Origin of the sequence: Blautia sp. OF09-25XD (assembly GCF_003482095.1) — a bacterium.
Classification (GTDB): Bacteria; Bacillota; Clostridia; order Lachnospirales; family Lachnospiraceae; genus Fusicatenibacter; species Fusicatenibacter saccharivorans.
In genome coordinates, this window is sequence record NZ_QUMG01000006.1 from 124,890 (window position 1) to 151,247 (window position 26,358).

Below are 26,358 nucleotides of genomic sequence, written 5' to 3' on the forward strand. Positions count from 1 at the left end.
TCATCAAAACTGCATCTCATACAAATGCGCATAAATCCCGCCTTTCGCGAGCAGTTCCTTATGTGTGCCTTCCTCCGCAATTCCATTCTCCGTCAGCACCAGAATCCGCTTTGCATTCCGGATTGTGGACAGCCGGTGCGCAATCACGAAGGTTGTCCTGTCTTTCGCCAGAAGTTCCAAAGATTTCTGGACGACTTTTTCGCTTTCGTTGTCGAGCGCTGAGGTTGCCTCGTCGAAAATCAGAATCGGCGGGTTTTTGAGGAATACGCGGGCGATGGAAAGCCGTTGTTTCTGGCCACCGGAAAGTTTTACGCCGCGCTGGCCGATATCGGTGTCGTAGCCGTCCGCCAGCTCCATGATAAATTCATGTGCATTGGCCGCTTTCGCTGCGCGGATGACCTCCTCGTCGGTCGCATCCGGTCTGCCATAGCGGATGTTGTCGATGATCGTTCCCGCAAACAGGTACACATCCTGCTGCACAATACCGATCTCATCGCGCAGATCCTTTAACTTCACATCGCGGATGTCCTTTCCATCCAGCAGAATTCGTCCTTCCGTCACATCGTAAAAACGCGGAATCAGCGAGCAAAGCGTCGTCTTTCCGGCGCCGGAGCTGCCGACCAGTGCCACATAGTCGCCGGCCGGGACATGCAGATTCACATTGCTTAACACGTTTTCCTTCGACTCCTCATAGTGAAACGAAACGTTTTCAAAGGTTACTTCTCCCTGCACATTCTTCAGTGGCAGTGCATCCGGCTTGTCCTGGATGTCCGGTGCGATGCTCATAATTTCCAGGAAACGTTCATAACCGGAATAACCATTCTGGAACTGCTCCGTAAAGTTCACCAGCTTTTTCACCGGATCTGTGCAGTTGTTGATGTACAGAAGAAAGGTAACCAGATCCGCTGCCCCAAGTTTCCCACCTGTCATCAGCAATGCGCCGACAATCAGCGAAATAACGGTAATCAGCGTCGAAAAGGCTCCCATTCCCGAATTGTAAATTCCCATATAGCGGTAGCTGACCTTCTTCGAATCGACAAAACGGTCATTTCCCGCATTGAACTTACGCATCTCTTCTGTCTCATTTCCAAACGATTTGACAACACGGATCCCCGAAAGACTGTCCTCAATCTGACTGTTGATATCCGCAATTCTGCGGCGGTTTTCCTTGAATGCACTCTTCATGCGGCTGTTCATCACTAACGCAAACAGCAGCATCACCACAATAACCACAAGCGGCACACATGCCAGCATCGGATTTACCACAAACAGAATAATCATCGCGCCGATCAGTTTGATAAACGAAATGACAATATCCTCCGGCCCATGATGTAAAAGCTCACTGATATCGAACAGATCGCTTGTGATGCGCGACAGCAGATGGCCGACCTTCTGGTTATCGAAAAAAGCAAACGAAAGCTTCTGATAATGGCCGAAGATCTCGTTCCGCATATCATGCTCAATCCGCGCCCCCATCACATGGCCGTAATAGGCAATATAAAAGTTACAGTACATTTCAACCAGAACCATAGCAATCATCAGAATACCGAGGCGGATAATCTCACCCGTTGCCTGCTCCAGCGGCTTTTCCACAACCGTACTCGTAATATACCGTACAATCAGTGGAATCACCAGTGTAATGGCTGCTCCAAGCATTGCAAAAAACATGTCGGTAAAAAACAATCCCTTATATGGAATGTAATACCGCGCCAGCTGGCGGATTCTTCTCTTCTCTTTTCCGGTTTCTTTTTCTTTACTCATCCTGTCCTCCCTTTCCGTTGGAAACCATTTTGTAATCTTTTCGGAACTCAGACGGTGATACGCCGCATGCCGTTTTAAATGATTTCATGAAATGCTTATCATTTTCAAATCCAACCTGTTTGGCAATTTCCGTAATTTTATCTTCTGTTTGAATCAACAGACGCTTTGCCTCCGCAATGCGGATCTCCTTCAGATAGTTCACAAAATTCACACCGGTATGTTCTTTAAACGCTGCTGAAAACAGCGAATAATTCATGCAAATATGGTTAGATACCATCGCCATATTCAGATCTTTTGCATAATTTTCCCGAATATATGAAATTGCCTCTTCCATTTTTTCTTTTCCGGCTGTCTGACTTTTCAGGCTTTCCCTGTAAACGTGTATCCATTCTTCAAACGCATCCAGAAACAGATCTGCATCACGGTACTGCAGAGGACGCGGACATTTTTCCTGTTTTTCCGGCATGCGGTAAAAAAGATCCAGTTCTTTGCAGATTGCTTCCGTCACTGTCAGAAGCTGATAGGGGGAGACCCTCTGATGCGCCGCCTCAAAATACCAGTTCCGCATTTTTCGCAGCACAGTATCTGCCCGGTCCGTTGGCACCTGCAGAATAAATTTTTCCTGAAACTGTGCCAGCTCCGGCTTTTCCTCAAAACATTTTTTCTGATATTCTTCCACAGGATTTTTCTGTATAAATGCCATTTCCCGGGCCAGCAGTGCTTCCTGGTATGCCTCTGGAATTTCCATCACAGAACGATGTTCTTTTCCCACTCCGAGACAAAATCTCTCATCTTTTTCTTTCATGATCCGCTCTGCCTCCGGTTCCGGCAGAAGATACAGAACTCCTCCTTCTACGCCTTCCAGCAGAATTCCGCTGCATTTCGAAAACCGTTCCCCATTTGCCTTGCTGGTCAGCAGGATCCGGAAGCTGTCGTTTCCGATGTGGCGCCGGAGCCTGCTTTCCATATCCATCCATTCTTTTTCTTCGGCCATTTCTGCATTCATCATCAGATAACGGAGCTGATTTAAAAAGCACCGTTCTTCCTCTTCTTCCGTTTCCCGGGTCTCCGAAAGCTCTCGTTCCAGATTTTCCAGAAGCTGTTCTATCGTCTCCCGCTTGATCGGTTTTAAAATATAGTCCCGAACTCCATGTTTCATCATTTCAACCGCATAGGAAAATTCATCATAGCCACTTAAAACAATAACAACAGGTTTCTGTGACAGCTCCTCCATTTTGTTGACCAGTGTCAGACCGTCCATTTTGGGCATACGGATATCAGTGAACATGACGTCCACCCTCTGTTTTCTCAAAATCTCCAATGCCTCTTCTCCGTTTCGACACTCCAGAATCTCCTCCACCGGCACGCTGCTTCGCCGGATCATCGCCACGATTCCCTGTCGAATCAATTTTTCATCTTCTACAACCAGCAGTGTATTCATTTTCTTTTTCTTCCTCTTTCTCGTCACCCTCTTGATCCATCGGAGAATATTTCCCCCTCGTGATGGGAAGATGAATGCTCACCTTCGTATAGCAATGCTCTTTTGTATAAACTGACAGTCCATACTCTGTTCCAAATTGAATGTGGATTCTGTCCTGTACATTCCGAAGCCCGATTCCATGTTTCGGCTGTGTATCTGAATTCAGGCGCATTCTTAGTTTACGTCTCAGAATTGCAAGCTGCTTTTCTGACATGCCTATTCCGGAATCTGTGATTTCAATCTCAAAGCTCTTTTCATGCTCTATTCCTTTGATTTCAATGACGGCGTCTGCATCCAGCTCCTCAATTCCATGTGTGATTGCATTTTCCACAATCGGCTGAAGAGACATCTTGGGGATATCCTGCCGATACAAATTTTCCGGTATCTGAACAGATAATGTAATTGTGAAATCATACCGCAGATTCATCAGTTCCACATAGTTCTGAATATAATTCATCTCATCCTGAACGGTTACCAGAAATTTATTCCAGCGCATATTGTAGTGCAGCATTTCACCAAGTGCTGTTACCGCATCGGAAATCGTATACTCTTCATTAATCTCAGCCATCATCTTAATGGATTCCAGAACATTATAAATAAAATGAGCGTTAATCTGGTTCTGCATTGCCCGGATTGCCGTATCTTTCAGCGCTGCCTCCCTTTTGATGCTTTCCTCGTTCTGTTTCTGAATTCTCTCCAGCATTCCGTTGATACCATAGCTCATTTCCCGCATCTCTTCTGCGCTGTAACAAACCTTTATCTTTGTTGTTCCATTGTCAATCTGACGCATCTCACACAGGACGTCATAAAACTCCTTCAGCAGGCCACGCACAATCAGATTGACCACCACAATCAGAAGCAGCCCGAAGCCGGCAAATTCAAGCAGCATTCTCTGCTGCTGTTTGATCATGTTTCCGGTTGCATCATCCAAATTGGTCAGTGTTACAAACATTCCATTGAGTTTATCGACTTTCCGAAGCACAATTGCAACGTTTTTCCGGTCAATCACCGCGCTCTGCTGACTCTCTTTTCTGTCACGGATTCCTGCCCGGAACAGAATCAGCCCCCGATAGGACTGCCATTTGCAGGCTGCCGCTGTTTTTCCGCAGTCATATAAATTCCAATTTTCATCAACAAAGCAGGCCCAGCTGCTGTCACCGGATCGATAAATTTCGGGAAATATGTCTGCCATACGCATGGATACCTCGATCACGCCAAGCCTTCCTCCGCTTTGATCCCGCAGTTCCCGTACATAAGTCATCAAATGGGAACCTTCTTTTTTTGTACCGGAGATAATATTTTTTTCCTGTATGTCAAAAAACCACTGTCCTCCGCCCTGATAGCTTCGGTACCAGGCGCAGTTTTTCATCTTTTCCTTCTGGTACAGGATCGGCTGCTGCTCCAGAAAACCATCTGCCATGGCAAAAATATGGATCTGGTACAGATCTGGCATTGCCTCCTGCATTTTATCGATTATGCTGATGCTGTTGTTTCGAAATTGCTGATAATAGCTCTCCGAGATCTCCTCTCCCCTCCTGAGATGAAGAAGATATTTTTCCAACGGTTCATACTCCTGCAGCGTATCTACAACCATTGAGCAGGCATTCGCTTTTGCATTCACCTCCGCACAGGTAAGATCTATTGCCGTTACTGCTTCATTTACCCCATGATCTATGGCATTCTTTTTGATACTCCTAAACCCAAAGCACATCATGCCAAAAAGCGGAATAAAAATAAAGATCAACGTTGTTACGGTAAATTTTTGGTTCAGTTTCAGTCCGCGAAACCAGTTTCGCATTTTTCATCCCCCAGTTTTCTTTTCGGTTCTGTAACCTTACTAATTTTACCAGTTTTTTCTTTAAAAAGCAATTTTTTCAGAAAAATTATTGACAAAAAGAGAAGACGGTACACTTTTTTTCCGTGCACCGTCTCTCTTTTCGCAAGACTCATATATGACGCAAAGCATGATTCCAGGGAAACAGCTTTCGTACCATTGTTATACTGTTGTCAGATCCCACGGTTCATAAATCTTTGGAACATCGCTGATCAGACGTTTGGTATACGCTGCTGTCGGGTGAAGAATTACTTCTTCTGCCGGTCCCGATTCCACAAATTTTCCATGCTCCATAATATAAACATTATCGGATACATAGTAAGCAAGACCAATATCGTGGGTGATGAAGATAATCGTCATATTGATCTCATCACGCAACTTCAGCAGCATATCCAGGATCGTTGCACGTGAGCAGGCATCAATCATAGACGTCGGCTCATCGGCAAGCAGAATCTTTGGTTTCAGAAGGAAAATACGTGCAATCATCAGTCGCTGCATCTGGCCTCCTGACAGCTCAAATGGATATTTGTTTGTCAGTTCTGCGTATTTTAAGTTTACAAAGCTGCAGGCCTCTGTCATCAGACGTTCTTTTTCTTCTTTCGGCAGATTCTTGTCACCGCGCATATTAATGCAATCCAGCAGAACAGAATCTACACGTTTAAACATATTGTAGGAAGCAAACGGATCCTGGAAAATCGCCTGAATTCCCTTCCAGTACTCTTTTTTCTTCTTTCCGTTCGAGATGTCTCTTGGTTTACCCTGGAAATCAATTTCACCTTCCGTTACGCTGATCAGCCCGAGCAACATCTTCGAAAGGGTTGTTTTTCCGGATCCGGATTCTCCTACGATAGAAACAAATTCACCTTCATGAAAATCGAAATCAACATGGTCTACAGCGACCGTTTTTGCATCGCCAAAGCCAAACACTTTCGTTACGCCTCTTCCGGAGAGGCATGGTTTTAATTCTTTACCATCACGCATTTGCATACACCTCCCGAACCTTTCTCTCAGACATCAGGCAGCGGTACTCTCTTCCGTTCGGCAGTTCGATGACCTCTGGTTTCATACCGCGGCAGGTTGGCTGTGCATAAGGACAGCGGTCTGCGAAACGGCAGCCCTCCGGCGGATGCTTCAGGTTTGGCGGAGTTCCCGGAATTGCAGTCAGCTTCTGTTCTCTTACACCTTCCTCCGGAACGATGATCGATCCCATCAGACCTTTGGAATATGGATGCAGCGGATCGAATACCATTTCTTTTGCGGTACCTTTTTCTACAATCTGTCCAGCATACATAACCATAATATCATCGGTTACGTTGTAAAGAAGCGGCAGCTCGTGTGTGATGAAGATCATGGATTTGATAAATCCTTTTTCCATCAGATCACGCATCATTTTAATAACCATTTTCTGGGAAGTTACATCCAGCGCGGACGATGGCTCATCGGCGATCAGTACCTTCGGAGAAGAATGGTCGAAATTGCGATAACGGTTCTCTGTTTCATACCTCCGGAAAGCTCAACCGCATGCTTTTGCAGTACCTCCTCCGGCAGGCCTAAGATCTGAAAACGTTCTTTTGCCAGATCATAAATATCCTTTCTCGGCATTTTCGGATCATGCGCATGAATAACGTCTTCTACAAATCGGATGATTTTCTGTGTCGGGTTCAGAGCATTCATTGCTGCCTGCGGAATGTAGGCGATCTCATTGCCCAGAATATTTTTCCGGACATCGTCTGGTTTCATTCCGGAAATTTTTCTTCCATCTACGATAATATCGCCGCTGATGTAGTGAAGCGGTGCGAAATAATAGCCCATCAGGGACAGTGCCAGCGTCGATTTACCACAGCCGGACTCACCTGCTACACCGAGGGATTTTCCCTCCTCAATCTTCAGGGAGACTCCGTCTACGGCGTATACATCTTCATGAAAACGAGTTACATATTTCGTTTTCAGATTGTTTACTTCCAGCATTACTTTTCCCATAGCTGCCTCCTTAGTCTCTTAACTGCGGGTTGAATACCTGGTCAAGACCGGTGTTCATCAGGTTAAGAGAAAATGAAATAAGTGCGATTACAAGAATAACCGGGAAATATGCCCACCATGCACCGTTTAAGTGTGCATTGTACTGGGTTGCCCATTGCATCATAAGACCAAGTGTTGCAGTCTTTGTGGTTGCCGGTCCAAGTCCGATCATAGAAAGCTGTGCCTCTGCCAGAATTCCGGAGGAAATCTGGAGAATGAAGGCCATAACAACGTAGGATGCAACGTACGGAAGGATGTCGGTAAGGACAATCCGCAGCATGCTGTGGCCGGACAGTTTGGAAAGGTTTACATGGTCACGGTTTCGAAGAGAAATAACCTGGGAACGTACAGAACGTGTTGTCCACGGCCATGCGGTAATTCCGATCAGGAGTGCCACCATCATGATTCCCCTCTGAGACTCACCTACGCTGTAGGAGATGAGGATCAGGAGAACGAAGGATGGGATAACGGTGAACAAGTTGGTAAAGAACAGAATCAGGTTGTCCACAAAACCTCCAAGGTAACCTGCAAGAAGTCCGAGGAACAGTCCGATCACAGTTGCAATGATTCCCGCAACCAGACCAATTTTCAGGGATGAACCTGTTGCAGAGATCAGCTCAGTCAAAACATCACGACCAAAGTTATCTGTACCAAGAACAAAGTTCTGACGGTTAATGACATCTTTTTCATTGATGTACTGCTTGCTGTCGATGCTCTGAACCTCTTCCAGCTCACCGGTCTCTTCATTTTTCTCGGCAATAATGGTTGGAACATCCTCTAAAATACCGTCGATTTCGTTGTCAAGACGCTGATATTTTTTCTTTTTTGCTGCGATAAGGCCTTTCTGTTCTGCATTTGGGTCATATTTTTCCTCCCAGAGAGCAATCAGACCTTCTGCATCGGTAACATCGATTTCACTGGCATCTACACCGCCGTATTTTTCCAGCCATTCTGCCATCATAGAACGGTTGTCCATTGTCAGTTTGCTTTCAACGATGGATGCGGTTGCATCAACATTCATCTTATACGTTTTGCCGGAATTTACGGTGTCCTGAATCGAAAGATAGGTACCCGGTTTGAAAAAGTTTCCGTTTCCGATCATTGCCAGCGGATCTTTTGCCACAACAAGCGGATAGATGATAATAGTCAGGAGAATTGCCAAGAAGATTACAAATCCTGTCACGAATTTTCCTGAATGAAAAATCTGTTTGATTGTATTTTTCATAGCGTATTCTCCTTTCTAATCCTGCTGGGATGCTTTGACACGTGGGTCAATGACTGCATACAGAAGTTCAACAAGCAGGTTGGCCAGCAGAACCATGATAGTAATGATTAACGTACAGGCAGAAAGCAACGGATAATCCTGGCCGGTAACTGCTGAGAGCATCGTTGTTCCAAGTCCCGGATAACTGAATACCATCTCAGCTACCAGGTTACCGCCTATCATGGTACCAAGGGACATTGCAAGACCGGTGATCTGCGGAAGCATTGCGTTACGGAACACATATTTCACAATCGTATGATCCTTGATTCCAAGGAAACGACTGTATTTTACATAGTCGGCATTCAATTCATAAATTGACATTGAACGCATACCAATAGCCTGGCCGCCGATCGTGATGATTACGATAGACCAGAACGGCAACTGGTAATGTGAAAGCACAGATTTCATAAAAGCAAGGCTCATATGCGGAATCATACTGCTCGCATAGCCGCCTGCTGCAGGTGCAATATGTAATTTCAGTGAGAAAACAAATAAAAGTACGGTTGCCATACCAAAGGCAGGTACGTTACTGATAAACAGGAATGCCGGAAGGATTGCCTTGTCGAAAACACCTTTCATGTAAGCTGCAATTGCACCAAGCAGGTTACCAAGAATCCATCCAACAATAATGGCCGGAAGCTGTAAACATATGGTCCACAGAACCGAACTGGAAATAATATCGGATACGGTACGCGGATACTGGCTGAAAGAAATGCCGAAATCACCGCGAAGTGCATTTTTTACCCAAGTAAAAAACTGGACATACATTGGTTTGTTAATACCAAATTTCGCTGCATAGTCTTCATATACTTTCTGAATTGCAGTCGCATCGGTCATACCTTCTACCGATTTGGACGCAATAGTTGAAACCGGATCGCCCGGCATCAGACGCGGAAGAATGAAGTTCAGCAGCACTGCAAAGACTAACGTCAAAAGATACCACATGATCTTCTGCGTATAATACTTTTTCATTCCTTTCATAGAGGAACCCTCCTTCTGATTTTGTAAAAGCGGCCGGAGCACCCCGGCTCCGGCCGCCTCTGTTACAATTCAGTGTGTGCTTTCTTTCTGTTTGGCAAATCAGCCGTCAATCAGTTCCAGATTGTACAGTGCTGCTACGCCATAACCATCGGTGCAGTCCATCGGAGGAACATTGGTTCCATCGTCTTTCTGCGGATAGTTGGTCCATACGGACTCGTTTACTTCGTGGAATACCTGCGGTCTGTACATCAGCGGTACACACGGGCAATCTTCCAGCATAATCTTGGAAAGTTCTGTATAGTAATCTTTCAGTTTTGCATCATCGGTCTCATGAGGAATTGCTGCAAGGATTTCATCTACACGGTCGTTCTGATAATGACCGAAGTTACCACTGAAGTTAACCTCAAGATCGTTGTAATCAGAGCTCATGAAGAAACGGCATCTCATGTACGGGTTGGCAACCGATGTACCAGGGCCGGACTGCATGGTGATTTCGAAGTTTCCGGTACTGTAATCCGTGCTGTAGTTTGCTGCTTCCGGGAAGTAGGTCTCAATGTTGATACCAATATTCTTTCCTGCTGCTGCTACGATTTCAAGGGTTGCATTCCAGTCAGACCATCCTGTCGGGCACTCAGCCTTATAGGAAAGGTTCTTTCCGTTGTACTCACGGATTCCGTCTCCGTCGGTGTCTACGATTCCGGCATCGTCCAGAAGCTTCTTAGCACCTTCTACATCGGCATTGGACCACTGATACTCTTTTAAGGCATCCTGATCCACCATAGCCTGCTCAGCATCGGTCGGGTTCATGACAGAACGCGGAACATCTGCGAAGGTAGGAGACTGTCCGGACATTGCTGAAGAAATAACCTGATCGTAGTCAACTGCCATAGCGATTGCCTTACGAACAGCTACCTGATCCAGTCCTTCTACTTCTGTATTAAAGAACAGGGTAGGCATTGTCATACACAGCTGATACGGTGCTTCATCAACATAGGTAGAAATCGGAAGATCCTGCTCTAACCACAATTTCTGAAGGTCTGTGATGAATATCTGTGCCACATCAATATCACCATTCTGGAATGCGGTGGTAGCTGCTGCGTTATCTTTAAAGATCGGGTGAGAAATATATTTCGGAACCGGAAGCTTACCCCACATGGAATCTGCCTGTCCCCAATAATTATCATCGCGGATCAGACTACGTTCTGGTCATTGTCAAAGTATTTTTTGTACGGTCCGGAAGTTACCAGATCGTCCATCTTATCCATTTTAATTGCTTCAGCATCGTTGTTGTTTCTGTCAGCTACGGTCTTCAGATAGTTTTCCTGCATGATATAAAGCATTGGAAGATATCTTTCCGCAAGAACCGGGTTAACTGCTTCGCCGGAGTCATCGGTTGTCAGTTTGAAGACTACGGTACTGTCATCCTGTGCAACAACATCTGCAATGTAGCTCTTCATTTCAGCGCCGGTAGAAGAATTGTAATCTACATGTGCATGATAGGTAGCTGCTACGTCTTTTGCAGTAACCGGTGTGCCGTCATTCCATTTTGCATCAGCTTTGATCTTAACGGTAATTTCGGTACGGGCATCGTTCCAAACCGGATCTCCGTCTGCAAGCAACGGATACATTTTTGCATCCAGTGGATTCCACATATAAAGAGTTTCATAAACAAGTACACGTGAAGCATCGCCCTGCGCTATAACCATTGCATTGTTTGAGTTTGCGGACATTGGGTTGTAATCATTGACGGTACCCCACTGCTGTCCTGCGAAGTAAAGAGTTTCATTTCTTGGAGCTCGCCTACCACATCATCTGAACCTGTGGTATCTTCGCTGGAAGCATCTGCTGTGCTGGAAGATGCTGCTGTGGTATCGCTTGATGCATCTGCTGTTCCGCTGGAGGATGCTGTTGCTCCTCCGCTTGAACTAGTGCTTGTGCTTCCGCTGTCTCCACATCCGGCAAGCATCGTTCCTGCCATTGCCACTGTCATTAACAGTGCAAGGACTTTCATGTTACGCTTTTTCATACTTTTTACCTCCTTAAGGTTTTCGTTCTTGCTTGATGAATTCATTATATACAAAGACTGTTAGAAAAACAGTGTCTATTTTTTGTTTTTGGTGTTCTTTTTTTGTTTTATGTTGGTTAAATTGCTCATTTTACTCTTTTTAACTCCCTTTGTTCTGCTCATTTTTCACATATCCGTTTTCGCAACATCTGCACTATTTCGTCATTATGATTATTTGTGCTATTTTTCCGTCTTTTCCGACATTTTTCCGTTCGCTTTTTCCATCTCTTTGTGCTATGATGAATATCGTATCAATTTCAGGAGGTTTTTTCTATTATGAATACTGTTTCTCATAAGTACCGACAGTCAGCGCTTCTGCTTCTGACCGCTGCGATCTGGGGTTCTGCCTTTGTCGCACAGCAGACCGGTATGGATTATGTCGGACCTTTTACGTTCAACGCGGCACGAAACCTGCTCGGCGGACTTACGCTTCTTCCGCTGATTGTCTTTTTCTCCTCGCGTAAAAAGCGAACCCTACCGCCGGATGCTTCGTCAGAAAATGGCACACAGCCAAAAACGCTCTGGGCGGGCGGTATTCTCTGCGGCATCGCACTGTTTGTCGCCTCAACTCTGCAGCAGATCGGCATCCAGTACACAACCGTCGGAAAGGCCGGTTTTATCACCGCACTTTACATCGTACTTGTTCCGGTCTGCGGTTTTTTTCTCCGAAAGCGTGTACAGCCGAAGGTCTGGCTCGCAGTTCTTATTGCCGTCGCTGGTCTCTATCTGCTCTGTATGACAGACGGCTCCTTCTCTTTGCAGAAGGGAGATTTTCTTGTGCTTGCCTGCGCGCTCGGATTTACCGTACATATTCTGGTTATTGATCATTTTTCTCCGCTTGTCAGCGGCATCAAAATGTCCTGCATTCAGTTTTTTACCTGTTCGATCCTGTCCGCTGTCTGTATGGTTCTCTTTGAAACCGTAAACTTCTCCGATCTTCTGCACGCCTGGATGCCGATTCTCTATGCCGGAATTCTCTCTTCAGGTATTGGCTATACCCTGCAGATCATCGGGCAGAAAGGATTAAATCCTACCACAGCTTCTCTGCTTATGAGCCTGGAATCCGTTTTTTCTGTTCTTGCCGGTTGGATTCTCCTTCATCAGGCTCTCTCCGCTCGCGAGCTCTCCGGCTGTATTCTGATGTTTGCAGCGATCGTGCTGGTACAGCTTCCGAACTTTCACAAAGCCAACGCTGTTTCCTGATGTTATTCCTTTTTCAGTGTAAGAAAGATTTCTGTTTTGCGAGCTTCTTTCTTACGGCAGCTTGCTTTGATGACATAATTCCCCTCCGCCGCAGTGTGATCCTGTCCGGAGGGCTTTTTTATGCCATCCGAAAATTTAACCGAATCAAGTAAGTCACCTGCTTCCATTTCGAATATCCGCTTGCCCAATATTTTCATGGCATAAAAATACAAAATTCTGCATATTGATTGCAGGATTTTTTAATTCGTGCTACACTGTTTTTATTGTACCAATAAGCACTTATTTTATTAGGAGGTTCTGTCATGCCCGTTTTTGATTTCAGCAATTCCCCGGAAAAAGCAAAAGTTTCCGAATGTACGTATACTGTTTTCCGCACAAACGCACCGTTTACTTCTCCGGATCAGCCGATCCTAATTCTGGATACAAAAGAGAAGGCTTTCCCGCATCATCCCTGTGGTATTTTCACAAACCCATCCAAACGGACCTCGTTTGAATTTAAAGAGGAAGAAGAAACCTTTATTGCCGACATTCTTCAGATCGATGCCCGTTTTGTCAGCCTTTTAAAATGGCTCGGTGAAAACCATATCAATGTCCGCCTTTCCGGTGCACAAACATCCGACGGTTATGCAGTTTACAAAATCCGCGAGATCGCTTTCGGTGGCGGTGCAAAGCTTTCGGCTGAGGATGGATTTTTACAGTTTATGATTGAGCGTCTCCTCGCCAGCAATGCACCGGAAGAAGAAGTTGAGGATGAGGATCAGGAGGAAACCGGTGACAGCATGAAGCTCACCAGCATCCAATCCATCACTGATTTTATGAACTGTGCCGGAAGAACGCTGCCGGACAATATCCGCCTTTGGGCTCGTCGAAACCTCGCTGTTGCCCGTTCCCACGAAGTCTCTCCCGAAGAACGTCGTCACGCACAGCGCGCCCTCTCCATGATGATGAATATTCAATGGAAAAGCAACTATTTTGAAGCCATTGATCCAGTGGAAGCACGCCGGATCCTCGATGAAGAACTGTATGGCATGGAACGCGTGAAGCAGAGAATTATCGAAACCATCATTCAGATTAACCGGACTCATACGCTGCCGGCCTATGGTCTGTTACTGATCGGTCCTGCCGGAACCGGAAAATCGCAGATTGCTTATGCCGTTGCGCGTATCTTAAAATTACCGTGGACAACACTCGATATGAGTTCGATTAATGACCCGGAACAGCTGACCGGAAGTTCCCGCATCTACGCAAACGCAAAACCGGGAATCATCATGGATGCTTTTTCCATGGCTGGTGAATCCAACCTCGTCTTTATCATCAATGAGCTCGACAAGGCTGCCTCCGGCAAAGGAAACGGAAACCCGGCAGATGTTCTGCTGACCCTTCTTGATAATCTTGGTTTTACCGATAACTATATCGAATGTATGATCCCGACCGTCGGTGTATACCCGATTGCAACCGCAAACGACAAGAACCAGATCAGTGCTCCGCTGATGTCCCGCTTCGCTGTGATTGAAATTCCGGACTACACACCGGAAGAAAAGAAAATCATTTTCTCCCGCTATGCACTTCCAAAGGTATTAAAACGCATCGGTATGAAAGAAAATGAATGCATTCTGACACTGGAAGGACTCGATGCCGTAATCTCCTGCCACGAAAACACAAGCGGTATTCGTGATCTTGAGCAGGCTGCTGAGCATATCGCAGCAAATGCGTTATATCAGATAGAAGTCAACCATGTTTCCTCTGTTACCTTTGATGCAGAAATGGTACGTGAACTGCTCTTGTCCTGCTGATCTGCCTTATTTTCTATTTTGAAGGCGTATCAGGGTACGGCGAAAACCAGTGACGCAACAATTCACGCTCTGTGGTGCTGAAATTTTTTGCATTATTTTGGAGTGTGCTGTAAAATAGTTTCCTGTCCCATCAGTCTGTACTTTCGGGCAGGGAACTATTTTATTTCTCCAGATATTTTCATAAAAGGAAGCCCCTGACACTTTCATGTCAGGGGCTTCCTTTCGGTCAATTCAGAAAATTTATTTCTGCGGACCAGCGGAAACAAGTGCTTTACCAGCAGCGTTTCCTTCGTATTTTGCAAAGTTCTTGATGAATCTTTCAGCCAGATCCAGTGCTTTGGTCTCCCACTCGGAAGCATCAGCATAGGTATCGCGAGGATCCAGGATAGCCGGATCAACGCCCGGAAGTTCAGTCGGAACTTCGAAGTTGAAGTACGGAATAGTCTTCGTCGGAGCTTCGTTGATAGCACCGCTTAAGATTGCATCGATGATTCCACGGGTATCACGGATGGAGATACGTTTTCCGGTTCCGTTCCAGCCTGTGTTAACCAGGTATGCTTTTGCTCCGCTCTTCTCCATTTTCTTAACAAGCTCTTCTGCATATTTGGTTGGGTGCAGCTCCAGGAATGCCTGGCCGAAGCATGCAGAGAAGGTAGGAGTCGGCTCGGTAATTCCGCGCTCGGTTCCTGCAAGTTTTGCAGTAAATCCGGACAGGAAGTAGTACTGAGTCTGCTCTGGTGTCAGAATAGATACTGGCGGAAGTACGCCGAATGCATCTGCGGACAGGAAGATAACATTCTTAGCTGCCGGTGCAGAAGAAATCGGGCGAACGATGTTCTCAATGTGGTTGATCGGATAAGATACACGAGTATTCTCGGTTACGCTCTTATCATTGAAGTCGATCTTGCCTGCTGCATCAACGGTAACGTTCTCAAGCAGAGCGTCACGTCTGATTGCATTGTAGATGTCCGGCTCAGACTCTTTGTCCAGGTTGATGACTTTTGCATAGCAGCCGCCCTCGAAGTTGAATACTCCGTTGTCGTCCCAGCCGTGCTCGTCATCACCGATCAGAAGACGTTTCGGGTCTGTGGAAAGAGTTGTTTTTCCTGTTCCGGAAAGTCCGAAGAAGATTGCGGTGTTCTCACCGTTAAGGTCTGTGTTTGCAGAGCAGTGCATGGAAGCGATGCCCTTCAGCGGCAGATAGTAGTTCATCATGGAGAACATACCTTTCTTCATCTCTCCGCCGTACCATGTGTTGACGATAACCTGCTCACGGCTTGTGATGTTGAATACTACTGCTGTCTCAGAGTTCAGACCCAGCTCTTTGTAGTTCTCAACTTTTGCTTTGGATGCGTTGTAAACAACGAAATCCGGCTCGAAGTTCTCAAGCTCTTCTGCTGTAGGTTTGATGAACATGTTAGTTACGAAATGTGCCTGCCAAGCTACCTCAACGATGAAGCGGATAGCCATACGGGTATCTTTATTTGCGCCGCAGAATGCATCTACAACGAACAGTCTTTTGTTGGAGAGCTCTTTTTTGGCGATCTCTTTTACTGCTGCCCATGCTTCCTGGGTTGCCGGATGGTTATCGTTTTTGTACTCATCAGAAGTCCACCATACAGTATCTTTCGAATTCTCGTCCACAACGATGTATTTGTCTTTCGGTGAACGGCCTGTATAGATACCGGTCATAACGTTAACTGCACCAAGCTCTGTCTCCCGGCCTTTTTCATAGCCTTCCAGCTCTGGTTTTGTCTCTTCCTCAAATAACTGCTCATAAGAAGGGTTGTACACAATTTCTGTGGTACCGGTGATGCCATACTTTGTTAAATCGATCTGTGCCATCTTGTAATTAACCTCTTTCCTTTGATAGTAATACTGCTTCATTCTGCAAAATGCAGAAATTTGAAGGTATCCTTTAGAAGAAACCGGACCAGCCGGCCTCTTCTACTCTAATTATACATAAAAGGCCAAAAAAATCAACTGAAAATCTTCCGTTTTTTTACAGAACGTGTCCCAAAATCTGTAAAAATTTTATAAACTTCGATTTTTCGAAGTTTTCTGACAATTGCATTTTTGTACACTTCATCCTGCAAATTGACATTTTTTGATTTTTTATGTTATAATATTAATAATTATGTTCGGAAAGAAGTTTCTTTATGTATTACGATCTGACCCGCGGGAAAATCTCCCGCTCTCTTATCCTGTTTGCCCTGCCGATGATCGCAGGAAATCTGTTGCAGCAGTTTTACAACATTGCCGACACCCTGATCGTCGGACGCGTTCTCGGAAGCAATGCGCTCGCCGCCGTCGGCTCCTCCTATACGCTGATGACGTTTCTGACTTCCATTTTTCTCGGCCTGTCGATGGGCGCCGGTGCGCTCTTTTCGATTTATCAGGGACGAAAAGATCTTTCTTCTTTAAAACTTTCGATTCTCCACGCGTTTCTGCTGATCCTTGCCGTTACGCTCGTGCTGAATCTCGCTGTTTATGCAGGCATCGAGCCGATCCTTACGTTTCTTCGCGTCCCGGATGAAGTCCGTCCCGGCATGCGGACGTATCTTCTGATTATCTTTGCCGGCCTTATTGCAACATCCGTATACAATTTCTTTTCCTGTATGCTGCGCGCGCTCGGAAACTCTTCTGTGCCGCTGATTTTTCTCGCTGTCTCTGCTGTGCTGAACATTGCACTGGATCTGCTCTTTGTCGCTGTACTGCCGTTCGGCATCGCAGGCGCGGCGCTCGCTACGGTTCTTGCGCAGTATGTGTCCGCCGTCGGTATTCTGCTCTATGTGCTGCTCCGCTGCCGCATGTGGCTGCCGTCAAAAAAAGAATGGCGTTTCAGCCATTCCATTTTAAAAGAGATTCTGAATCTTTCTTCGATGACCTGCATTCAGCAGTCGGTCATGAATTTCGGCATTCTGATGGTACAGGGGCTCGTCAACAGCTTCGGTCCGGCGGTCATGGCGGCATTTGCGGCCGCGGTGAAAATTGATACCTTTGCCTATCTGCCGGTGCAGGATTTCGGAAATGCCTACTCCACTTTCACCGCACAGAATTACGGAGCCGGAAATCACGAGCGGATCCGGCGCGGCACGAAAGATGCTTTTGCACTGAGCGCTGCTTTTTCCATCGTCATTTCTCTGCTTGTCAATCTGTTCGCGCATCCGCTGATGCAGATTTTCGTGAAAGCATCAGAAATGGAGGTCATCGCGATCGGCGTACAGTACCTGCGGCTGGAAGGCTCGTTCTATCTCGGCATCGGATGGCTGTTTCTGCTGTACGGGTATTACCGCGCTGTCAAACGCGCCGAGATGTCGGTTGTTCTGACCGTCATTTCGCTTGGCATGCGTGTGGCGCTGGCATACCTTTTCTCCGCCACGGCGCTTGGCGTTGCCGGAATCTGGATCGCTATTCCGATCGGCTGGGCACTGGCTGATATGACCGGACTTTTCTTCCTGCGGCGTGCATTCCGATCGCAGAAGCCTGCATAAGTTCCGAATCTTATATCGCAGTACGGTTTTCTGCGGATAAACTGCGGAACTGCCCCGGCGTCTGGTGCATGCGTTCCTGGAAGACGCGGTTAAAATAGCTGATATTTCGGAATCCGCAGTCGCTCGCAATCTTGCTGATCGCCTCCTCGGTGGAAAGCAGCAGCCGGCAGCTCTCGGCAATCCGCAGGTTATTGACATACGTCACGGCGGAAATATGCATAATCGACTTAAAGAAGCGGCAGAAAGCGCTCTCACTCATATGAAACTGGCTCGCCAGTTCCGCGATTTCGAGATCCTCACAGAAATGAGCATTCATGTATGTGAGGATCTCTTTCATTCTGCTGACACGGTAATTCGTCGAGGCATCCGTTTTTCCGCCGTTCTTTTCTGCCGCACTGTAATATCCCTGCCAGATTTTCAGAAGTTCCGCTTTTAACAGCAGCTCCCAGCCCGGTTCTTTTCTTTCCTGCAGATTTCGGATCTCCTGCATGGCCTGTGCCGTTTTTTCTGCAAGGCGTGTCCCCCGCTCTGTCTTGGATGGAAAACGGATCTCGGAGGACAGCACTGGTTCGATATACTGCTGCTGGATCCGGTCAAGCGATGTGCCGGACAGAAAACGCGGCTGGAATACAACGGCAAGAAACGTAAATTCCTGTCCGTCGATTCCCTCTACCTCATGCAGACGGTTTGCATTGACAAAGGCGGTCTCCCCTTCCCGCAGGAGAAAGGTCTCGGTATCCATATGAAAAACAGCTTCGCCCTTTACTGCATAAAAGAGCTCCACTTCCTCATGCCAGTGGCAGTACACCCGCACGGTACTCTGCAGGTCTGTCTCGAAAACGTGAATGCTCAGCGGAAAAAGCTCATCACCGTGGGGCTGTGTTTCTTTTCGGTAATTCATCTGTGAGAGCATATTTTTGTCTCCTCTCTTGTTTTGCTCTGCTGTCCCAATTGTAACACGAACTTTGCGATTCCGGCAAGTTTCCATGTTCTGCCGGCGAATCGCCCTTCCATGACCGTATTTTTCCTTCTTAAATGATAATAATTATCATATTTTATCAGCTTATTGACATTTCTTTTCATCCGCGCTATATTTTAGATACCCCGATAGGGTATGTGATTTCAAATTTTTCATCAAACTCCAGGAATACAGTCCGGCACGCTTTCGTTTCGCTGTATTCCCGGAAGAAAGCAGGTATTGTATGATAAAACAGTCTTAAAAATTGATGGTATGATGTGCGGCATGTGCGAATCCCATATGAATGATGTAGTCCGCAAGAGCTGCTCTCCAAAGAAAGTAAACTCTTCTGCAAAAAGCGGCGAGACCGTTGTCATCAGCGAAGCGCCGCTCGATATTCCGTATCTGAAACAGCAGATCAAGGACATCGGATATGAGCTGGTTTCGTATACGAGTGAGCCGTATGAGAAAAAGGGATTTTTCCATTTCGGACGATAAGCGGATTTCATGCCTTTCCTTTTGCAGTTTGTGCGTCGGAAAAAAGCACCGTTTCAGAAGTTTATTTTCTTTTGGAAATCTGCCTCTGAAACGGTGTTTTCTATTTTTTATCTATGATTTGATCAGCCGCAGCAGCATCCGCAGGACGGCGGCGTTTCTTTCTCCTCTTTTTTCGGAGATTCTGCGCCCAGATCGTACCAGGTCGGGTCGATGTCGAATCTGCGGTTGTTTCCAAGATAGATCGGATGGGTCGGGTCTGAGGACAGGTAGGCGCGCTCGGTCGAAACCTTCCACTGTGCATCCCAGTCAATCTTCGGAAGTGCCAGATCGTAGTGTGTGCTGGCGCGGAAGCCGTCTTCCTCTCCCTCAATTCTTCCCTTGGCGTCTGCCGGCGGCACGGCAAAATCTGCAAAGAAGGTGTTCACACCGTCGAAATGGCCTTCGTTGCTTCTGGAGAAGGAACTGCGGTATACCGCGTTGTTGATATTATCGAAGAGCCAGAGATTCATCTTGTCAATCTCTTCCCGCAGCTCCACCGGATACAGCTCCGGCGCACCTTTTTTGTGCCATGGGCGGAAGTTGACCTCGAAATAAGTGGTCAGCCAGTTGTAATCGTTGTTGACTACCTTTCCCGTCGTTGTGTCGATCAGCGCCGGAACGGTCGTTCTTCCCTGGTAATCATCATCAGCACGGTAATACGCCTCAGAGAGGAACTGATCGCCGAGCACCGGGTCGATGTTGTTTTCATTGTAAACGTATTCCCAGCCAAGGTTTTTCTCATACGGGGCATGTTCTACCATATTGACGGAAATCTGATCTTCCAGGCCCTCCAGCTCTCTTACGATCGCCGCGCGGTTGGACCAGTGGCACAGCTTTGCCCAGACGAGACGGTATCTCTTATTACCTTCTGCCTTCAGATCGTTTTCACCGTCGCCGAACGGAGTCGTGAAGTGATTCGGCTGTCTGCGGAAATAGCCGTTTTTGTCGATCTCCGATACGGTTTCTTTTGGTCTTACGCGGATTTTTCTTCCATTTACAATCTCATAATCATAATTCGCCATTGATTTTCTGCCTCTCTTTCGCGTGTTCTATCGAATGAATTTTCAAATAGGAAAGCTTTTGTTTCCCTATTATTTCGCTATGTTTTCTATGCAGTTATCATACCATATCTGTCTGGTTACGTCTAATTGCTAATTCTTTAGAGCGGCTATAGAATTTTCTTATATTAAAAGGCCAGTGCCGCATTCTCTGCAAATGGGCACTGGCCTTGTTTTCGGCGCTTTTTGTTTTTCAGATTTTTCCTTCCCGGCGCAGATACACCAGAAAGCCGTTGCATCCCTCCACGACATCGCGGTACGTCGCCTCAAAATCTCCCGTATACCACGGATCCGCAATATCGCGGCCGGAACCGGCGAAGGAAAGAAATTTGTAAACCTTTCCATCCGGATCATTCTTCAGCATCCGGTTCAGATTGCGGATATTCGCGGTATCCATGCCGATGATGTAGTCGGCGCGCTCGTAATCCTTCCATGTAATCTGCTTCGCGTGATGCGGCACGAGCGGAATGTGCTCCTCGCGCAGTTTATTGACTGTCCCGTAGTGCGGCGGATTGCCGATCTCCTCGCGGCTGGTGGCGAAGCTGTCAATTTCAAAATTGTGGGTAAGGCCGAGGGAATTTACTTTGTGGGTGAATACGCTCTCAGCAAGAGTCGAGCGGCAAATATTGCCGTGGCATAAAATATAGGGTATGTTAAAACATAACTCTTCAACATACCCTACCTATATAAACCATTGTTTTGTTCAAATTTGTTTTAACTATCTATTTTTCTATCGTAATTTCTTCTTGAGAGAGATTTTCGATTATCTCAAGAAGCGTTTTTGCATAATCAAATGCATTTCTTTTTACCGTCTTTTTTGTCACTATTGAGCAAAAAAGACAAATCCATATTAATAATCCCACTAAAATAATATACTTCGGAAATGGAACGATAAGCATTTCCTTCAAGCTAAAGGAATCTATGACTACAAATTCTCTAAGTAACAGAATAGCATATGACACAGTTGCCAAAACTTTACATCCATATAAATTTCTCCAGAAATTGTATTTTTTTAATTCTTGATACACTCTTGGGAATTTATCTCTATTTGAATTAGCATAAGTACGTAAAAATGTCATCGCACTAATATACTTTTTATCAGATGTTGAATCTGCCATTTCTTCTGTTAAAGACACGGGTAACGAAACACCCACCAAATTATTATTAAACCATTGATGATATTTCACTTTAGAAATACCATCAATTTTATTATCAGAAAAACGCAGAATTATCGTTGTTGGCATTCCACCTAATTCCTCAAACATCTTTCCTTCGTAATTTTTTCCCCATTCACGAGCAATATAGGAGGAGAATGCAATAAATATTATTGCTAATGCAAAGGATGTACTTTCCTCTGACCAACTGTTAGCTACTATTCCGTTATATACTGCTATAATTAGCAGCGGTAAGCCAGCTGTCATAGCTGGCATTACTCTTGCCGCAAAAACAAAATCATCAAAATATTTTTTTACTGATTCCATCAATCTTCCCACTCCTCTACCTTCTGTTCGAACTCAAGTGGTTTTATAGCGGTCCATCCCGGTCTGTCCGGCATATTTCTGTGATGGTGAATTATATTACCTTTTGTTTTATATACACTCACACCTCTTCTTGTAAATGCATTAACTACCATTTGAAGCGGGTGATCCGAACCACTTGCAACAGAAACAAATGCAGTTTTTCCAGTGGTTTCGCCTTCTTCCACAACATCTCCAATCAGACGATTAAGGATGGACGGACTAACATTGTGGCGGCCTCCATGATGAGGCACTTGTATAAAGCCTACATTATCTTTAATCTCTTTTCCGATGTTTTCGGAATATGTAATGCTTTTATCCAAAGCACGGATTCCAGCATCACCTGTCAATAAGAAATTATCATCCATTTCTCCATAGATAACAACGCTCATTTCATTTTCCGGGGTAGTAGACACGTTCTCACGTAATTTTTCACTACTCCATGTTTCGATAAGATTCTTCACATATTGAAAAGCATTCTTTAAAAATCTGGAAAACGCATTGTCTGCACTTTCATTTATTAAAGGTGTTTTACTTGATTCAACCAGCAACTCAAGGTAAAACTCCTTACTTGGAGATAATATTCTTAACTTACCATCAATAACAGTTCCTTGAAACGCTTCATAAATTGGAATCCCTTTGTCTTGTGCAATTTCTTCCAGGTCATTGATATATGGATATTCATCTCTCAAACGTCTAATAAGGCTGTCTTTTGTAATGCGACCATCCTTTACTTTATCCCAAATATCATCTACATATAACCACGGACGATTCATGTACAATGCTTGGACCTCAAATTTGTCCAATATATTTTTCAAACCAGAAGTATGGTCAGAATCTGAATGAGAACAGATGACATAATCGATAACCTTTTCATCATCTTTATCAAAATAATACTGATTTAGATGCTGTTCCAATTTTTCTCCGTGGGCTTGCAACCCACCATCGTACACGGCAATTTTATAATTGCCAAATAAATCTTTCCAACGTAAGGCGATGGCATCAGCATCTTTTTTACACTCATCGCCCACACCAACAAAATCAATTTCGTAAGCCATTTTGCCTTCTTTCTGCAAATGAACATGACTTCTCTGGCCATTACGAATCATGTCATTTGCTTGTCTTATAGTAATCAGTTACGTTCCCGGGATTGTTAGCAAACATCGCCGCCGAGTGCCAACAATCTTATACTATCATAATACCTTGCATTTTTCAAATGTTTTTGTTATATTTTCGTAATTTTTACGAGTATATATACAAAATGTTCTTTACTTTATTTATTTTTTGTGTTATAGTACATTTGTGAAATTATATTTTTACTTATTTACTATTTAGAAAACGGAGAAACTGAAATGTTTGAATATGTTAAACTCAAAAATTACAAATCTTTCGGTGATGTAGAATTCAATTTATTAGACAAAAATGGAGCGCCAAAAAAACTACTATTAATTTACGGAAAAAATGGTGTTGGAAAATCCAATTTAGCTTCCGCTTTTTTTTATGCTATCGGAAACTCTTCGCACTATGGATGTTCGTGATATTATGCAATCCATATTATCTGATCCAGACAATCTTAAAGATGAAGATTTTTCTCGTTACTTAAAAATGAGATATAAAGACATCGAAACATTGATTCAAGAAAACAAAATGGTGGGAAGCGAAGAACCCATGTATCTTGAATTTGGTTTTCAATTACACGGAAAAAGTGGGCGTTATATTTTAGAAACTAACGACTCTCAAATCATACACGAACGATTGGAATACACTCTTACAAGAAATCGTGGTGCTTATTTTGATATCACACCAGACAAAGCCACAATCAGTCCTAAAATTTTTCTGGAAAATACAGCCTATCAAGAAATCAAAAAAGCTTGTAGCAAATATTGGGGGAAACATTCTTTATTAGCAATATTGATGCACGAATCTGATGACAAAGCTGATATGTATATAAAGGAGCAAATCAGTGACCATTTCGATTCGGTTCTCGAATTTTTCTCTCGTACTTCATGTAAAGTAAAATTCGGCAGCCGCCAAGAACGAGGTATTATCGGACTTCCCCCTGAAATATTCGGTCACTATGATGAGGGAAATATTCGCCTTGATAAAGAAAATCTTTTAAATCGAACTGAAAGCATGTTAAATACCTTTTTCCAAAACACCTATACCGATATTCAAAAAGTGTATTACAAAAGAGTCTATAAAGAAAATCGTATTAATTACAGATTGATGGTTACCAAATATATTGAAGGCATGGAACGAGATATCGAATTTTCTTTAGAATCCACAGGAACACAATCTCTTCTTCAGCTATTACCATTTATGCTCGTAGTTGTAAAAGGATCCGTTGCCATCATTGACGAATTTGACACAGCCCTCCATGATATTCTGGTCGAAAGCTTAGTTTCTGCTCTAAACAAATACTCCGAAGGACAACTTATCCTTACAACTCATAATACCCTGTTAATGGAATCAGATATTCCTAAAGAAAGCATTTATGTCATTGATGAAACCGAAAATGGAAACAAAGAAATACAATGCATTACACATTACGATAGCAAAATCCATAAAAACACTAACCTTAGAAATCAGTATATCCATGGAAACTACCATGGCATTCCTGTTAGAGCCTCTATCGACTTCAATTCTTTATTAGAAACATTAGAAAATGATTCAAACTAATTTTAAAGAGCTGGATTCCTCAAACACTGGGAGCCAGCTCTTGTTTATACTCAGATCAATTCCATCAAAATAAAAATGGCGAAGTGCTTATCGTAACACTTCGCCGAAAGCCTAACCGGTTTGAGCAAAAAAAGCTTGGTTAGGTCTGCTTTACTATTTTATGCAGTTCTGCTACATTTATACGATTAAATGTGCTTTCCAATCCGTTGGAAGATTCATTGCTGTAAGACTGACTACACCAATATTATTTTGAATCAGCTTATCAAAAGTATCTACAAATACTGTCCACTCTTCATCTGAAGATCTCAGATATTTCATTGCCAGTAAGATTTGATACAATCCATTATGTGCTGGCGGAGGTGTAACTTTATCTACATCGAGAATTTCTGGTGTAGTATGTATGGTTCGATTGTAAATTCTGGAATTATGAGCACACATATTACGCAATACCGAAACGCCTTGTATCCATGAAGCAAGCATTTTCTGTGATGGATTTACCAAATTCCCTTTTTTCGATTTATACTGGTAATTAGTGGCCAATATAGAATACGAACTTCCAGTACCTGTTTTCAAATTCTTAATTATCTTCGATAGCGTACCAAATGAAAGAACTTCAACAGCTGCCCACACAGGCACCTCTCCATCATGATTGTCAAAATTATGTTTGATAAACACATCATTAGAACGAGCAATTTCTGACGCTACAGTAGACATATTCTGCCAATACAGTTTTTTCTCTTTAAAAATCGATGAATCCTGCAAAACAAGTGGCTCTCCGTGTATTAGTAACGCTTCCACCAATCGTACTCTCAAAGCCACTTCAATCTTGGAAATCATTGAAAAAATCAAAGCAGATAATTCCTGATCAAATTGATACAACTTTAAAATATCTTCAAACTTTGTTCCTGGAACATACTTCTTTGTAGCATTATCATATAAGTGGAACGAGTATCCACGCAAACGATAAAATCCAACGGACTTTAATGACTTTTCTACGTCCGCACGAGAAGTAATTACCATTCCTGCATCAATATATGATTGTACCTGCTGTGCTATTGTTAAAATTTGTTTTGGATATTGATACATAAAACACCCCATAAATGAAAAAGTCCCACCGGGTTGCGCATGAAAAATCAGAGGCGTGGTGGGTTCTGTTACTATCATTATACAACTTTTATTGTGGCTGTCAAGATTCCTTTTCGAAAAAAGAATACAAGCTCCCACTATTTCTTGCAGTACATACCTGTTACACTTCGTGTAATAGGTATGTACTGCATTGTCAATTATCTATAAATCAATTCGTTCAACACAATTTCCTCTGCACGATTATGGATACTGCCCATTCTCTGAATCCATTCCCACTGATTACTTTCTTTCATTTTCTCAGTTACAGACTCAGCTTTTTGCATCTGACTGATAATGACCTGTAATCTGTCCTGTGCCTGCTCATTTATATCTGCAAGGTAAGTCCAGAACTGGCAACTCAGCACCAAATCATTAAACAACATCGGTTTATTCTCTCTTAAATATTTTCGGTGCATTCGCCCATACTTTCCAATAGGCCGTTCTTCCTCTGGGAATTTTAAATCCGGTATGTAATAATCCCCAACCAGTACATAATCAATTCCGTTTTTCGTAATTCTTTCCTTCATCATATTTGACCTCTTTCACAACATATTTATCATAGCTTGACTTCATCTGTCGTAAAAGTGTCG

The 26,358-nt window shown here is 44.2% G+C and carries 26 protein-coding genes; 6 read left to right on the forward strand and 20 right to left on the reverse strand.

Annotated elements, in window-relative coordinates:
* Window positions 1–3 precede the first annotated feature (3 nt).
* The 11 genes from DXA93_RS07055 to DXA93_RS07100 form a co-directional block, all read right to left on the reverse strand.
* Window positions 4–1,761 carry an ABC transporter ATP-binding protein gene (locus DXA93_RS07055; protein ID WP_117510327.1) on the reverse strand — a complete coding sequence of 586 codons (1,758 nt, stop codon included), beginning with the start codon at window positions 1,759–1,761 and terminating at the stop codon, window positions 4–6.
* Window positions 1,754–3,202: a response regulator gene (locus tag DXA93_RS07060; RefSeq protein WP_118700506.1), complete on the reverse strand. Its 1,449-nt coding sequence runs from the start codon at window positions 3,200–3,202 to the stop codon at window positions 1,754–1,756. The genes DXA93_RS07055 and DXA93_RS07060 overlap by 8 nt, the downstream gene beginning before the upstream one ends.
* Window positions 3,174–5,039, reverse strand: coding sequence for a sensor histidine kinase (locus DXA93_RS07065; RefSeq protein ID WP_022462702.1), 1,866 nt, complete (start codon window positions 5,037–5,039; stop codon window positions 3,174–3,176). Before DXA93_RS07065 ends, DXA93_RS07060 begins: the two co-directional genes overlap by 29 nt.
* A 198-nt stretch (window positions 5,040–5,237) precedes the next feature.
* Window positions 5,238–6,056 carry an ABC transporter ATP-binding protein gene (locus tag DXA93_RS07070; RefSeq protein WP_022462701.1) on the reverse strand — a complete coding sequence of 273 codons (819 nt, stop codon included), beginning with the start codon at window positions 6,054–6,056 and terminating at the stop codon, window positions 5,238–5,240.
* Window positions 6,049–6,477: an ABC transporter ATP-binding protein gene (locus tag DXA93_RS17980; RefSeq protein WP_199681673.1), complete on the reverse strand. Its 429-nt coding sequence runs from the start codon at window positions 6,475–6,477 to the stop codon at window positions 6,049–6,051. The genes DXA93_RS07070 and DXA93_RS17980 overlap by 8 nt, the downstream gene beginning before the upstream one ends.
* Window positions 6,478–6,521: 44 nt before the next feature.
* The gene (locus DXA93_RS17985) at window positions 6,522–7,055 is read right to left on the reverse strand and encodes an ATP-binding cassette domain-containing protein (RefSeq protein WP_199681671.1); all 534 of its coding nucleotides are present in this window, start codon (window positions 7,053–7,055) and stop codon (window positions 6,522–6,524) included.
* Window positions 7,056–7,065: 10 nt separating this feature from the next.
* Window positions 7,066–8,319, reverse strand: a complete 1,254-nt coding sequence (locus DXA93_RS07080) for an ABC transporter permease (protein WP_055228407.1) — start codon at window positions 8,317–8,319, stop codon at window positions 7,066–7,068.
* Window positions 8,320–8,334: 15 nt separating this feature from the next.
* Window positions 8,335–9,339 (reverse strand): ABC transporter permease, encoded by a 1,005-nt coding sequence (locus DXA93_RS07085; RefSeq protein ID WP_022462698.1) that lies wholly within the window; start codon window positions 9,337–9,339, stop codon window positions 8,335–8,337.
* A 99-nt stretch (window positions 9,340–9,438) separates the two neighbouring features.
* Entirely contained in the window at window positions 9,439–10,533 is a 1,095-nt protein-coding gene (locus tag DXA93_RS07090) for an ABC transporter substrate-binding protein (RefSeq protein WP_330427287.1), read from the reverse strand.
* The gene (locus DXA93_RS18905; RefSeq protein WP_158583277.1) at window positions 10,530–10,991 is read right to left on the reverse strand and encodes an ABC transporter substrate-binding protein; all 462 of its coding nucleotides are present in this window, start codon (window positions 10,989–10,991) and stop codon (window positions 10,530–10,532) included. The genes DXA93_RS07090 and DXA93_RS18905 overlap by 4 nt, the downstream gene beginning before the upstream one ends.
* Window positions 10,992–11,035: 44 nt before the next feature.
* The gene (locus DXA93_RS07100) at window positions 11,036–11,365 is read right to left on the reverse strand and encodes a hypothetical protein (RefSeq protein WP_119207958.1); all 330 of its coding nucleotides are present in this window, start codon (window positions 11,363–11,365) and stop codon (window positions 11,036–11,038) included.
* A gap of 315 nt (window positions 11,366–11,680) precedes the next feature.
* Between DXA93_RS07100 and DXA93_RS07105 the strand changes: the two genes are divergently transcribed.
* Window positions 11,681–12,607, forward strand: coding sequence for a DMT family transporter (locus tag DXA93_RS07105; RefSeq protein WP_119207960.1), 927 nt, complete (start codon window positions 11,681–11,683; stop codon window positions 12,605–12,607).
* Between the two features lie 2 nt (window positions 12,608–12,609).
* Here the strand turns inward: DXA93_RS07105 and DXA93_RS17825 are convergent, their stop codons facing one another.
* Window positions 12,610–12,774 carry a hypothetical protein gene (locus tag DXA93_RS17825; RefSeq protein WP_158578772.1) on the reverse strand — a complete coding sequence of 55 codons (165 nt, stop codon included), beginning with the start codon at window positions 12,772–12,774 and terminating at the stop codon, window positions 12,610–12,612.
* 135 nt (window positions 12,775–12,909) lie between these two features.
* Here DXA93_RS17825 and DXA93_RS07110 point away from each other — a divergent pair, with 135 nt between their 5' ends.
* Window positions 12,910–14,400, forward strand: a complete 1,491-nt coding sequence (locus DXA93_RS07110) for an AAA family ATPase (protein ID WP_118594911.1) — start codon at window positions 12,910–12,912, stop codon at window positions 14,398–14,400.
* A gap of 240 nt (window positions 14,401–14,640) precedes the next feature.
* Here DXA93_RS07110 and pckA read toward each other — a convergent pair whose 3' ends face one another.
* Window positions 14,641–16,245 (reverse strand): phosphoenolpyruvate carboxykinase (ATP), encoded by a 1,605-nt coding sequence (gene pckA, locus DXA93_RS07115; protein WP_117510336.1) that lies wholly within the window; start codon window positions 16,243–16,245, stop codon window positions 14,641–14,643.
* Between the two features lie 314 nt (window positions 16,246–16,559).
* Here pckA and DXA93_RS07120 point away from each other — a divergent pair, with 314 nt between their 5' ends.
* Window positions 16,560–17,894, forward strand: a complete 1,335-nt coding sequence (locus tag DXA93_RS07120) for an MATE family efflux transporter (RefSeq protein ID WP_022461056.1) — start codon at window positions 16,560–16,562, stop codon at window positions 17,892–17,894.
* A 10-nt stretch (window positions 17,895–17,904) separates the two neighbouring features.
* Here the strand turns inward: DXA93_RS07120 and DXA93_RS07125 are convergent, their stop codons facing one another.
* Window positions 17,905–18,807 carry an AraC family transcriptional regulator gene (locus tag DXA93_RS07125; RefSeq protein WP_055228413.1) on the reverse strand — a complete coding sequence of 301 codons (903 nt, stop codon included), beginning with the start codon at window positions 18,805–18,807 and terminating at the stop codon, window positions 17,905–17,907.
* A gap of 285 nt (window positions 18,808–19,092) precedes the next feature.
* Between DXA93_RS07125 and DXA93_RS07130 the strand changes: the two genes are divergently transcribed.
* Entirely contained in the window at window positions 19,093–19,350 is a 258-nt protein-coding gene (locus tag DXA93_RS07130; RefSeq protein ID WP_330427284.1) for a heavy metal-associated domain-containing protein, read from the forward strand.
* Between the two features lie 122 nt (window positions 19,351–19,472).
* Here DXA93_RS07130 and DXA93_RS07135 read toward each other — a convergent pair whose 3' ends face one another.
* The 4 genes from DXA93_RS07135 to DXA93_RS07150 all read right to left on the reverse strand — a co-directional run bounded on the left by DXA93_RS07135 (window position 19,473) and on the right by DXA93_RS07150 (window position 23,022).
* Window positions 19,473–20,411 carry a hypothetical protein gene (locus DXA93_RS07135; protein WP_118594914.1) on the reverse strand — a complete coding sequence of 313 codons (939 nt, stop codon included), beginning with the start codon at window positions 20,409–20,411 and terminating at the stop codon, window positions 19,473–19,475.
* 229 nt (window positions 20,412–20,640) lie between these two features.
* Complete coding sequence (locus DXA93_RS07140) at window positions 20,641–21,099, reverse strand: low molecular weight protein-tyrosine-phosphatase (RefSeq protein WP_118594915.1); 459 nt, start codon at window positions 21,097–21,099, stop codon at window positions 20,641–20,643.
* 70 nt (window positions 21,100–21,169) lie between these two features.
* Entirely contained in the window at window positions 21,170–21,928 is a 759-nt protein-coding gene (locus tag DXA93_RS07145) for a hypothetical protein (RefSeq protein ID WP_118594916.1), read from the reverse strand.
* Window positions 21,928–23,022: an MBL fold metallo-hydrolase gene (locus DXA93_RS07150; RefSeq protein WP_158578774.1), complete on the reverse strand. Its 1,095-nt coding sequence runs from the start codon at window positions 23,020–23,022 to the stop codon at window positions 21,928–21,930. Before DXA93_RS07150 ends, DXA93_RS07145 begins: the two co-directional genes overlap by 1 nt.
* A 294-nt stretch (window positions 23,023–23,316) precedes the next feature.
* Between DXA93_RS07150 and DXA93_RS07155 the strand changes: the two genes are divergently transcribed.
* Complete coding sequence (locus DXA93_RS07155) at window positions 23,317–23,502, forward strand: AAA family ATPase (RefSeq protein WP_119207962.1); 186 nt, start codon at window positions 23,317–23,319, stop codon at window positions 23,500–23,502.
* Window positions 23,489–24,643 (forward strand): AAA family ATPase, encoded by a 1,155-nt coding sequence (locus DXA93_RS07160; protein ID WP_158583278.1) that lies wholly within the window; start codon window positions 23,489–23,491, stop codon window positions 24,641–24,643. Before DXA93_RS07155 ends, DXA93_RS07160 begins: the two co-directional genes overlap by 14 nt.
* A 177-nt stretch (window positions 24,644–24,820) precedes the next feature.
* Here the strand turns inward: DXA93_RS07160 and DXA93_RS07165 are convergent, their stop codons facing one another.
* Both DXA93_RS07165 and DXA93_RS07170 read right to left on the reverse strand, forming a co-directional pair.
* Window positions 24,821–25,807, reverse strand: coding sequence for an Abi family protein (locus DXA93_RS07165; RefSeq protein WP_243037980.1), 987 nt, complete (start codon window positions 25,805–25,807; stop codon window positions 24,821–24,823).
* 119 nt (window positions 25,808–25,926) lie between these two features.
* A complete protein-coding gene (locus DXA93_RS07170) occupies window positions 25,927–26,295 on the reverse strand; it encodes a TnpV protein (RefSeq protein ID WP_118594962.1) in 369 nt (122 codons plus the stop codon).
* Between the last annotated feature and the right edge of the window lie 63 nt (window positions 26,296–26,358).

Coding starts and splice junctions, on each gene's coding strand:
- DXA93_RS07080 (WP_055228407.1), bottom strand. CDS start 8,319: ATGAAAAATACAATCAAACAGATTTTTCATTCAGGAAAATTCGTGACA.
- DXA93_RS18905 (WP_158583277.1), bottom strand. CDS start 10,991: ATGTGGAATCCACTGGATGCAAAAATGTATCCGTTGCTTGCAGACGGA.
- DXA93_RS17825 (WP_158578772.1), bottom strand. CDS start 12,774: ATGGAAGCAGGTGACTTACTTGATTCGGTTAAATTTTCGGATGGCATA.
- DXA93_RS07155 (WP_119207962.1), top strand. CDS start 23,317: ATGTTTGAATATGTTAAACTCAAAAATTACAAATCTTTCGGTGATGTA.
- DXA93_RS07160 (WP_158583278.1), top strand. CDS start 23,489: ATGGATGTTCGTGATATTATGCAATCCATATTATCTGATCCAGACAAT.
- DXA93_RS07170 (WP_118594962.1), bottom strand. CDS start 26,295: ATGAAGGAAAGAATTACGAAAAACGGAATTGATTATGTACTGGTTGGG.
- DXA93_RS07150 (WP_158578774.1), bottom strand. CDS start 23,022: ATGGCTTACGAAATTGATTTTGTTGGTGTGGGCGATGAGTGTAAAAAA.
- DXA93_RS17980 (WP_199681673.1), bottom strand. CDS start 6,477: ATGGTTATTAAAATGATGCGTGATCTGATGGAAAAAGGATTTATCAAA.
- pckA (WP_117510336.1), bottom strand. CDS start 16,245: ATGGCACAGATCGATTTAACAAAGTATGGCATCACCGGTACCACAGAA.
- DXA93_RS07055 (WP_117510327.1), bottom strand. CDS start 1,761: ATGAGTAAAGAAAAAGAAACCGGAAAAGAGAAGAGAAGAATCCGCCAG.
- DXA93_RS17985 (WP_199681671.1), bottom strand. CDS start 7,055: ATGGGAAAAGTAATGCTGGAAGTAAACAATCTGAAAACGAAATATGTA.
- DXA93_RS07145 (WP_118594916.1), bottom strand. CDS start 21,928: ATGGAATCAGTAAAAAAATATTTTGATGATTTTGTTTTTGCGGCAAGA.
- DXA93_RS07105 (WP_119207960.1), top strand. CDS start 11,681: ATGAATACTGTTTCTCATAAGTACCGACAGTCAGCGCTTCTGCTTCTG.
- DXA93_RS07065 (WP_022462702.1), bottom strand. CDS start 5,039: ATGCGAAACTGGTTTCGCGGACTGAAACTGAACCAAAAATTTACCGTA.
- DXA93_RS07100 (WP_119207958.1), bottom strand. CDS start 11,365: ATGAAAAAGCGTAACATGAAAGTCCTTGCACTGTTAATGACAGTGGCA.
- DXA93_RS07060 (WP_118700506.1), bottom strand. CDS start 3,202: ATGAATACACTGCTGGTTGTAGAAGATGAAAAATTGATTCGACAGGGA.
- DXA93_RS07125 (WP_055228413.1), bottom strand. CDS start 18,807: ATGCTCTCACAGATGAATTACCGAAAAGAAACACAGCCCCACGGTGAT.
- DXA93_RS07135 (WP_118594914.1), bottom strand. CDS start 20,411: ATGGCGAATTATGATTATGAGATTGTAAATGGAAGAAAAATCCGCGTA.
- DXA93_RS07070 (WP_022462701.1), bottom strand. CDS start 6,056: ATGCGTGATGGTAAAGAATTAAAACCATGCCTCTCCGGAAGAGGCGTA.
- DXA93_RS07165 (WP_243037980.1), bottom strand. CDS start 25,807: ATGATAGTAACAGAACCCACCACGCCTCTGATTTTTCATGCGCAACCC.
- DXA93_RS07110 (WP_118594911.1), top strand. CDS start 12,910: ATGCCCGTTTTTGATTTCAGCAATTCCCCGGAAAAAGCAAAAGTTTCC.
- DXA93_RS07085 (WP_022462698.1), bottom strand. CDS start 9,339: ATGAAAGGAATGAAAAAGTATTATACGCAGAAGATCATGTGGTATCTT.
- DXA93_RS07120 (WP_022461056.1), top strand. CDS start 16,560: ATGTATTACGATCTGACCCGCGGGAAAATCTCCCGCTCTCTTATCCTG.